Here is a 9,943-nt window from a genome sequence, read left to right as displayed (position 1 = left end):
GTCAGAGAGATTGAGCTGTTGGCGGATGGATGCACGCTGGCTATCCAGTCGGAGCGACGGACGCTTGCCCCTTGGGGACTGTCGGGCGGCCATCCGGGCGCATGTGGAGTAAACGTGCTTCGCATTGCAGATGTAGATTATCGACTACAGGCGAAGAGCTCAGTCCTACTTCCCAGAGGGGCCATTGTCAGGATAGAGACACCCGGCGGGGGCGGATGGGGCGCACCTGATGACTTGCTGTCCGAAACGCACTCTAGACCTTGAGGGCCACAGCGCCGTTGACTGCATTCACACGCATGACCTTGAATGCCTGACCTGCTGATACCTTCACGTAGTAGACAGGGAGATACACTCCATCCAGCTGTGTGAACTGCAGGATGTGTTCAACGACACGCTTGGCCTCCTTGGGTGCCTTGGCGACACTTCTCAGTTCCTTGACAACGTTGTCCACACTGTTGAGTTTTCCCGGACTGACGGACGCCTTGCTGATCCATGCAGCAGTTGCAGGCTTCTTGCCGGCCCCCTTGATGAGTGTTTCCAGTGAGCGCGCGGGGCTACCAGTCGTGCCGTCCAGTACCATCGAGTCCTTTCGAGTTATCTCAAACAGCTCCACAATCTCGATCTCCACCGACTTCCCCGGCATGTCCGAGGCCTTCTTTGGAGTGAGAACAGAACCTCCCACTGCAACACCTGCCACTTCTTCGTTCACACTAATCTCTTGGTGCCGCACCCTCAGGAACTTCACTGTCATTGTCGCATCGTATACGCAGTAGAAGTCGTACTTGAGAGATGGAGCACCTACGGAGACCTTATCGGGAGATACACCGAGTATCTCAGCACCGTCCTTTGCGGCAAGGTTCTTTGCCTTCTCAGGCGTGATCTTCGCGTCGAAGTAGAAGGTCCTCTTTTTCTTGTCATCGACTTTTATGGGCACACTCGCACCTGTCGTCTTGAACAAGGCAGGTGACAACGAAGGCTTTGCCTTCTTCGATGCTACGGGCTTCTTCTTGGACATCGTGGGTCTGCCTTCTATACGCAGCAGGCACTATAAGTGCGCTTTGGCTGCTCAGCTCACTTGTGAGCAAAGGCCGCTCGGATTACATCACCAACCTCGAATATCCTTGCGAAGCCATACCTCTCGAACTGCACGAAGACGCCAGCGCTCAATCTGCGGGCATCCGGTTCTGCGAGCCCCTGAAGGACTTGACCGTCTATCATTGTTAGCTCAACTGGTACGGTGTCCTCCTTTGGAACCCACTGAATGATAGGTGCCTTGACCTTGAGGGCAGCCTCGACACTCAGATTGTTGAAGCTCGCACGAGGCTTCTTGCCCTTATGAAGTGTCACGTTGATGAAGTCCTTCAGACGCAGTAAGCCACCATTCTCGGCACGAGTATAGTCAACCCTCTGAATGCCTACCACAGCTCTCCCCTCGTGCCTAGTGACAGGAATCCTCCGTACACCCCGCTCAGGGAAGTCTGGATGAACCGGTGCCTCTGCGTGTTCCAGCTCGGCTGGCACATCCGCTATGTCGAGCCACACTGGGTCGGAGACAAAGAACAACCTGGGCGCCTCAGCATCTCTAAGCTTCCTGTTCTCCGAGTACACCGCGTTCATCGAGAGCGAGATGTCGACCATACTGAGTCCCAGGTCCAGCATGGCCTTCCTCAGAGCATCAGCAGCAATTCCTCTCTTGACCAGTGACTGAAGGCTCCAGGTCCGCGGGTCATCCCATCCTGCATATGTGCCCTCCAAGACCTCCTTTCTCGACTTGCTCTTGCTCAGCTTTGCGTCCTGGAACTTCAGACGACCGTAGTATACGAGCTCTGGCTGCTGCCACCCATATATCTGCCAGATTCTCTGTTCCATCTTGCCCTCCTTGACAAGGTCCTTTCCACGTATGATGTGCGACACCCCTAGCTCGTGGTCATCAATCCCCCATGAGTACTCAAGCAAGGGCCACACACGATACTTGCTCCCCACTCGGGGATGGGGCGTCTCAGAGATTCGCAGTATGACATGGTCTCGCATGGCGGGGTCGGGGTCATCCATACCAGTCTTGAGCCGTACTGCCGCGCCCTTCTCTGGATAGGTGCCATCAAGCATCTTCTCCCACCGCGCGAGGTTCTCCTCGGGACCGGAAGAACGACAAGCACAAGCAATCTTCTTGGTCTTGTGCTGTGTTCGCCAGACCTCCGAGTCGCAGTCGCAGACGTAGGCATATCCGCGCTGCAGAAGGTCCACTGCATACCTATAGAAGAGGTCCAGCCGGTCTGACTTGTAGACAGTGCGATGGTATCTCACCCCAAGGTAGTCGAGGCCCTCGGGGATCAGGTCATAGGCCGCAGGTTCAATCTGCTTGTCGGTCGAGCCTATTGTATCATCAAATACGAGAATGAGCTCACCATCATACCGCTTCACGTAGTAATCATTGAGGATGACCATCCGCGAGTTGCCTATGTGCAGAGGACCCGAAGGGAAAGGAGCTAGCCTCATCACGACTCGCGGCCACTTGTCCACTCCGGGCAAATCAGGAAGTTCCTTCTCTTCTGCTGCGGTCTCCTTCTTCGACTCAAGCAGACCGGGTGCAATCCTCATGAGCTGCGCGCGCTGTGCATCAACACTCATCCGTTCGACCTCGGTGACAAGACGCTCAACGACCTCGCGGACCTCTTTTGCTCTCGAACGAAGGTCTGCCCGCGCTCCCAGTAGAGCACTCATGACGGACTTCACGTTGGGTTTGCCTTCATACTTGACCGCATTCTCCAATACAAACCTGCGTACCTCATCCTCAAGGTCGGTCAAATTGGTCAGCTCCGCAGTGAAACCGGCGGGTGCTTTAATAATCTTGACCTTCGAACAGGAAGGCGCGACTCTTGAGAGACGCTTATTTACCCGTACTAGGGGTTCTTCTTGGTTCAAGAGAGATGTCTGACGAAGCATCCGAACTCAAGTGTTGCAAGAAGTGTGGAGCTTTCATCACCTGCAAGTCGAAGTCAGGATGTTGTCCAGAGTGTCAGTACTTCGACCCAGAAGACAATCTGTGCATGTACACCAGAACCACAAAGAGGGCTCGCAGGATCCGTATCCAAGACGAACAGGAAAAGGAAGAGGATCCAGACACATTCCTGTTCGAAGAGGAAGAGGATGAAGAGGAGGACACTGACCTCGACTATGACGAACTGGGAGACGAGGAATACGAGGAGGAGGACGAAGAGGAAGAGGACTCTTTTGAGATAGGAGAGGAGGAAGAGGACTTCGACGAGGACTGGGACTAGAGGACCATACCGGAGTCGCTGTGGCATGGAAAAGCGCGCTCAAGCAGCCTTCCAGAAGTGTTAGTCTCTGCCGCGGAGACCGGGAAACCAATAGGTGGTGCTCTTGGAGAAGCTCCGCTGCTCCTTGGCCACTCCCTTCTCTATGAGGAGTTGCAAGGCGTTCTTCACCCTGCTCTCAGTCCATCCGAGTTCAAGCACCACATCCTCAATCGTCAGACTGCCTTTCCGCTTGGCAGCAAGATCGAGGACCAACTGGGGGTCATCAGTGAGAGACACGGGAACAAAGTTGACCGAAGTCGTGCCGTCCTCCATGATTGAGACCCCCCGTATCAGACCTTCCCTAGTCATCTCAGCAAGAATCGACTCGACCTCAGTGGTGTTGGCGGACCACCCGAGCCGGTCAAGTCGCCGCAGGACATCGGACAGCAGCATGACCCCACCGGACGACTTGGACTCCTCGGCAATCCTCAGGATGTCTCTGCGCATTCCATCCCTGCGGTCTTCGCCCTTGAGGAGTCTGCCAATCATGCCGCGCTTTCTGCTGGCCTCAGCAAGCCATGCCTCTGGCTCGTAGCCCAGCTCGGTGAGCAACTCTTCAAGGGTACCACGGTATGCCGGGACCCTCAGTATGGTGTCGCCTTGACTCTGGAAGATTCCCAGCAGCTTCTTCCTGATGGTGTCTATTCGGTCTGCTCGCTTACTGAGGTCCTCAAGGGCAAGGCTGAGTCGGTCTTCCCTTGTCAACTGTTCCAGGACAACCGGGATTACTACGTCTCCCGAAGACCGCAGCTCAAACTCAACACGCCTCTCACGATAGCCATCAGCGTTCACAGCGAGCTCGTAGCGGCTCCGGGGCAATCTCAACTGAGTGCCCCCATGCTCGTCCGTCTTGGTAATCAGTCCGCCTACACCAACACGGGCCCCTGCTATCGGCTCTCCGGACGCATCAGTGACACGGACTTCCACACTGCACACTGACTCGTCTGTGACAAGCATGGCCCCATGTGTTGTGGCTTTCGAGGGTCTCTCCGGAACGGACGACATGAGAGCTCGAAGGTGGTCCGCAGACGAGTCACGCAGCAGACCGTCTGCTCTCAGTAGTCGCGCGCCTTCCTCCAGCATACGGCGGGCGGTACTATCAGATAGTAGATTGCTTGTAGCAGAGGAGTCTCTCACGAGCTTTCGCAGTGTGATGTCAGAGTCGATTCGCTTCTCAATCAGTGATGCAAGCAGAGTCATGGTCTGTGACAAGGGGACGAAGGGGTCAGCAAACTCCTTCCTTCTGGAGGTCTTCACACCCTGATCGTCCATGACAGATGGTGGGTAGACCGTGACCTCCAGCACACCTCGCTTCGAGAAGCCAGCAATTACAAGAGGGACTAGAAGTACGGCAGGCGAGTCGGACTCAAAGCAACCACAGTCGACAGACAGCGACTCATACTGTGACCAGAGCGAGTCAATGAATTCCTGCGTCTGCAAGTACTCGGTCTTCATGCCCTCCAGATGTATCGAGAAGGACTCTCTGGAACGCCGTTGGTCCTCAATCAATCTCTCTCGCCGCTCACGGTCCTTCATGAGGGCTGTGGTGCGTAGGTCAATCTGTGACCGGACTTCGGCCTCAGTCGCTGCAAGCTGCGGGCTCGTCAGCTTGGAAGAAGTGATGCTCTGTAGACGCGAGGTGAGCCGCTCCAGCTCGTTTTCAAGACGAGATATCCGGTCGTCCAACCGCGCAACAGTTGGCGCCAAGGCTGCCAGCCCGTCCTCGGACGCACGAAGCATGGGCTCTAGACCTGGGAGTATCTTGGCCATTTCTCGGCGAAGCCGCTGAACCCGGTCGAAGGTCTGCAGTATCATACGCTCGTACTTTGAAAGGTCCTCCCTGTTGATTATCGACGGCAGGACAATTGCTCCAAGCTCGAGGTCTGACTGTTTCGGCCATCCGATTAGTCTGGCGAGGTCATTGGCGCTCGCCCCTGATATGAGACCGGGGACACTCACGACCTCTGCAGCCCTGACTGCAGCCAACGCATGAGAGATGCTATCGAGCGGGGCCACATTCAGAGACGTGGAGTCTATCTCTGAGAGAGCCCTAGAGAGCCCCTCTACCGCCGTTTCACCGACCTCCACAATCTCTGCAGAGAATAGACCCAACATGTCAATTAGGACGCACTGGCCCCGTGGCCCGAGCCGAATCAGATGGACCGGGAGATAGGCCTTCAGAATGAACTCGAGCTCACGACCATTCCGTGCTTCCAGCGCCCTCATCACAAAGCTCGCCAGAGCATACTCCTCGGGTATGGCCTGCTGGATAGACTGACATCCCGCAAGAGCAAGACTCCTAGAAGCGGTAACGGGTATGATGCGATAGAGTCCGTCCAGATCCATGTCCACTCCTCACGAGATATGGTAGGCCACACCTTTTCATCCTTTCTAACACGTTGGACTTGTCAGTCACGCCAGTAATCGCTGGTGTGACGACAGAGTGAGTCGATGTACGTGAATCTACTCAACGCCCATACGAACGGGACAGGCCCCTTCCTCATGCCCCGGATTGCATGTCCAGTCCTCAAGCATCTGCTATGGACTGCCGATGCTACGGCATCCATTTGAAGATTCAACCTTCGATGAGAGAAGAGAATGGCTTAAGCCACCTGCAGCTTGCCTCTTGTGTGAGTACCATGCACCATCGAGGCAGCTTCAGACCATTCTGTGAAAGATGCGGGTCATACAAGGGACTGGGACCATGTGAAAACCCCGACTGTGTCGCTCGCACTTCGGAGGCCCAAGAAACCAGAGGTGGGACCCGGCGTGGTGGCAGCTGTCGCGTCTGCGGTTCCTCTGCACTGGTCTTCTGCAGCAACTGCGGGAATGGTTTCTGCGTCGAACACGGGCGAGACGCCAGTTCATCGTTCATGAGGTTTGAACAGCACATAGGGCGGTGTTCGGCATGTGGAGAGTATGTCTGCGAGGAGTGCTGGTTACTCAACGAAGAGGGGGCCATAGTGTGCCGCAGTCGGAATCACACCGGAGGAGTCCGCCGCAGTTAACCATTTATGGCGCGCAGCTGTCAAAGGGGCAGGGAGCGCTGCATGCCACAAGCCGTGTTCGTACTTCATCTGGACGACTATCAGGGCTTTGTAGTGGCAAAGAGGTATCCTCCCACATTCAGTGTCAACGAGAAGATGCTGAATCTGGTGTATTACCTGCATGGCGAGGGAAAGAAAGCAGATATCAAGCTAATCGACGTAGAGGGCAGGCGGATGGCGACATACTCCTCTGAGGAACACCCCGGATGGCTTGTGTGTTTCGCACTAAACATAGAGGAGGACTTCGTTCAGAACTCCAAGAAGCTCGCTGGGATGGGCAGATTCATTCTTGAGCTTGCCACCCGGTCACCAGACTACCTCGAGATAGGCGAGATAATCAGAAAGGGAGCTGTGATCGAGGAACCAACCAATGAACAGGTATGCGCCCGTGTGTTCCTAACACCCTCATCAACACTGCTCTTGGACAAGCTTCAGAGCGAAGGAATACAGAAGTCAAAGACCATGGAGATATGGCTCAGGGATCAGCTTCAGGCACGGGATGTCGACCTCCGCACGGCGGTCTTTCCTCTGATGGATGCAGGGCTCGTGAAAGTTGAGATGGTCGGCCGCGATGAACATTCCACACCCCCCAGAAGTGGTGTCGAAACCGTGTTTCTGATAAGGGACCTCTTCTGCTATCGGGCGCCTCCGTCCGAGTCCATGGAAACCACACGTGCTACACATCCAGAGATCACAGAGGAGTACAGAAAGTACGTGGAGAGCTTCTTCGCAGGCTACAACCCCACAGCACAGACAGAGGACCCCAACTCCCCTCAGGTTGCGGACAGGGAGACCATCGCGAGGCGCGTATCAGACAGAATCAGCTATATCGTCATAGGTCTCCTGCGAAAGGGGGCACTATCAGTCAAGGAGATATCAAGGGCTGCAGTCCTGCCACACGAGCTTGTCCAGAAGATACTCTTCAACATGGAGTCAGAAAAGATAGCGGTGCACTTTCCGGACTGTGATTGCTGGGCGCTCATCTCCGACCCAGCATTCGAAACATTCATTCCAGAGTACGTGCTCCCGGTAGTCGCACAGAAGTATGTTGAAAACCAGATTGATGCAGAGTCAGCTAGACGCTACTTCGAACTACTCGTAGAGACATGGGGTGATGGGAATGATTAGGGGAATCTACATACTCGGGCAAAATGGCAACTTGGTCTACAATAAAGAGTATGCGAGCAGCGAGTCCAAAGAGGCGCTAGTGAGTTTCTTGATAAGTCTGGCCGGGTTTCTGAGCACTGTGAACCTCCAGGGCAAGATTGAGTACATGAATGTGGCCAGCTCCCGGTTCTTCTACACGACTAGAAGTGAGTTCACTTTTGTATTCATTGCAGACAAGGCCGATGACACAGCCCAGATTGAGGAACGAATCGGACAGCTGCTGGAGGTCTTCATGCGTGACTATGCCAACCTAGCAGCGGCCAGTCAGCCTCTGGACGGCTTCGATGCGAAAGTGGACGAGATTGCCGTCACCATGGTGAAGGTCGCAATCCTAGGGTTTGCAGGCGTGGGCAAGACAACAACCTTACACCTCCTGAGGGGAGAAACCCTGCCCCTAGTCCATGACCCGACCATTGGTGTGAGCATAAAGAAACTTCCCGAGGAGGTCGAGAACGCCAACATAGTCCTCTGGGATCTTGCGGGTCAGTCACGTTTCAGCATTCTTTGGGCCAAGATGATTGCAAATGCCCAAGTCGTGATAATAGTGACGGATAGTACTCTGGAGAACGTCCTACGAAGCAAGAAGCTTGTGACACTTGTGAAAGAGGAGGTTCCTGACGCCAGGATAATAGGCATTGCCAACAAGCAGGACTTGCCCACCGCCCTCACGCCAGAGAGGGTCGGTCAAATCCTTGGGATAGCAACCTATGAGTTGGTCGCGATTGACATCTCATACCGGGACCGCCTCATCCAAATAATCCGGAAGGCGATTCTGGAAGGGAAGGCCGACACGAAGGGATAGGACAGACAGGCATCCATGCCATTCTGTGCGAAACAGGACCATCACTTTGTGAGATGATGCCACGACAAAGGTTAAGAACAGCCGAACAAGACTTACCAGTAGAATGGGCATAAAGTCCAAGGTGACAATCAGATGAGCTTCAATATTGGCGAAATCCTAGAGAAACTCAAGGCCATTGAAGGTTTTGCAAATAACGTGGCCGAAACGAAGAAGCTTGCTGATGAGCTTGCTATGAACCTTGCCAGGATGAAGGAGGCCATCAACAAGACAATCAACGACAGTTTCAAGGAGATAGCAGACCAGATCGACCAACTGAGAAGGACCATGGAAACGATGGAACAGGTCAGGACAAGCGCCCCAGCACCCACACCTGCCGCACCCACACCACCTCCAAAGTCTACAGCACCAACTAGGACCGAGCCTGCACCCGAGATAGCAGTGACAACCCCTAGCACTGCTGCTGCACGTACGCCACAACCGGAGCCAGCTCCCGCAGTCAAGACAAGCCCAAGAACACAGGCGCCACCGGTTACGGCTGTTCAGGCTCCAGCGATGGACGATGAGCTCGTGGTCCTGTTGCAGAAGAAAGACCGCCTCAAGGCATCGCTGACCGACCTCCGATTTGACTACATGCGTGGCTACATTCCGGAACCGGAGTACAAGTCCAAAGAGGCAGAGCTTGACAGCCAACTCGAGGAACTCGACAAGCAGATAGCCTCCAAGAAATAGAGGGGTCCTCGCATAGAGCGGCATCATCTGCCCATTCCCGGGGACCTTATCAAGAATGTCCACGTGCTCCCGTAATGTCTGGTTGACTGGACTCTAAATGCACTAGTGTGTTCAATGACGGTGAGTAGTACAGCGTGGGCACTACTCACCTGTTTCAATCCCGTCTGAAGGTAAACGCACCGCCTTGCTCTTCAACCTTGTCGGCGGTGTCCTTCTGTACCCGGCCCGACTACTCGGTCTTCTTGGAGGTAGTCTTCCGGGTCTTCGGAGCGGAATCAGATGTACCCTCGGTCTTCTTGGATGTCCGCTTTGGAGCTGTTTCTGACTTCTTAGTCGTCCCAGCCCGCGTAGCACCCTCAGTGGTCTCAGACTTCTTGGTGGTTCGTGCGGGCTTCTTGGCGGGCGCCTCCTCTGGGGAGGGGGTTGCCTCAGCTGCCTTCGCGGCCGACCTCCTTGCAGGACGCTCCTTGGGCTTCTCAGGGGACGGCTCGACAGGAGCTACTGTCGCTGGTTGCTTGGTCTTCCGATCTTCGATTGAAATCGCAGCAGGAGGCTCGGGTTGTGCTTCGATTGGAGCTGGTGATTCCGCCGCCAATCCGAGAGGCTGCACGACTACCTCCGGTCGACGGTCCTTCTCCCTTTCCTTTCGCTCACCTATCTCGCGTCTATATCGAGCGAGCTTCGAAGGTTTCATGGCTTCCGGTGCAGAGGCCGCAGCAGCAAGAGCTATCTCCATTTCCTCGGTTATCACCGGTCTTGCTGAGACAGATGATGCAACCTCTTCAAGAACATCCGCAATCATCGTTGGACGACCGCGCTGACGCCTTTCAATCTCAGCTGGAGTCGTATACACAACAAGACCCCCATCACGAACATATGGC

9 protein-coding genes are annotated in these 9,943 nt (G+C 54.9%); 5 read left to right on the top strand and 4 right to left on the bottom strand.

The features are described from left to right. Nucleotides 1-264: hydantoinase B/oxoprolinase family protein (locus HXY34_06040; GenBank protein NWF95683.1), on the top strand; the 264-nt coding region annotated here is incomplete at its 5' end. Here the strand turns inward: HXY34_06040 and HXY34_06035 are convergent. Beyond that, complete coding sequence (locus HXY34_06035; protein ID NWF95682.1) at nt 254-1,015, bottom strand: hypothetical protein; 762 nt, start codon at nt 1,013-1,015, stop codon at nt 254-256. The two genes, HXY34_06040 and HXY34_06035, sit on opposite strands and share 11 nt — an antisense overlap. A gap of 56 nt (nt 1,016-1,071) precedes the next feature. Then, nucleotides 1,072-2,805: a glutamate--tRNA ligase gene (locus HXY34_06030; protein NWF95681.1), complete on the bottom strand. Its 1,734-nt coding sequence runs from the start codon at nt 2,803-2,805 to the stop codon at nt 1,072-1,074. A gap of 71 nt (nt 2,806-2,876) precedes the next feature. On the opposite strand from HXY34_06030, the gene HXY34_06025 reads away from it, so the two are divergent. Next, complete coding sequence (locus HXY34_06025; GenBank protein ID NWF95680.1) at nt 2,877-3,278, top strand: hypothetical protein; 402 nt, start codon at nt 2,877-2,879, stop codon at nt 3,276-3,278. Nucleotides 3,279-3,338: 60 nt separating this feature from the next. Here HXY34_06025 and HXY34_06020 read toward each other — a convergent pair whose 3' ends face one another. Further along, entirely contained in the window at nt 3,339-5,663 is a 2,325-nt protein-coding gene (locus tag HXY34_06020) for a carboxypeptidase regulatory-like domain-containing protein (protein ID NWF95679.1), read from the bottom strand. 704 nt (nt 5,664-6,367) lie between these two features. On the opposite strand from HXY34_06020, the gene HXY34_06015 reads away from it, so the two are divergent. The 3 genes from HXY34_06015 (at nt 6,368) to HXY34_06005 (ending at nt 9,062) form a co-directional block, all read left to right on the top strand. Beyond that, the gene (locus HXY34_06015) at nt 6,368-7,492 is read left to right on the top strand and encodes a hypothetical protein (protein ID NWF95678.1); all 1,125 of its coding nucleotides are present in this window, start codon (nt 6,368-6,370) and stop codon (nt 7,490-7,492) included. Then, nucleotides 7,485-8,333 carry a GTP-binding protein gene (locus tag HXY34_06010; protein ID NWF95677.1) on the top strand — a complete coding sequence of 283 codons (849 nt, stop codon included), beginning with the start codon at nt 7,485-7,487 and terminating at the stop codon, nt 8,331-8,333. The genes HXY34_06015 and HXY34_06010 overlap by 8 nt, the downstream gene beginning before the upstream one ends. 132 nt (nt 8,334-8,465) lie before the next feature. Beyond that, nucleotides 8,466-9,062 (top strand): hypothetical protein, encoded by a 597-nt coding sequence (locus HXY34_06005; GenBank protein ID NWF95676.1) that lies wholly within the window; start codon nt 8,466-8,468, stop codon nt 9,060-9,062. 229 nt (nt 9,063-9,291) lie between these two features. Here HXY34_06005 and HXY34_06000 read toward each other — a convergent pair. After that, a partial coding sequence (locus HXY34_06000) for a hypothetical protein (GenBank protein ID NWF95675.1) occupies nt 9,292-9,943 on the bottom strand: 652 nt, incomplete at its 5' end.

This window comes from Candidatus Thorarchaeota archaeon (assembly GCA_013388835.1).
Lineage (GTDB): Archaea > Asgardarchaeota > Thorarchaeia > Thorarchaeales > Thorarchaeaceae > JACAEL01.
The sequence above is the reverse complement of the archived record's forward strand: the minus strand, read 5'-3'. Positions and strand labels throughout refer to the sequence as shown.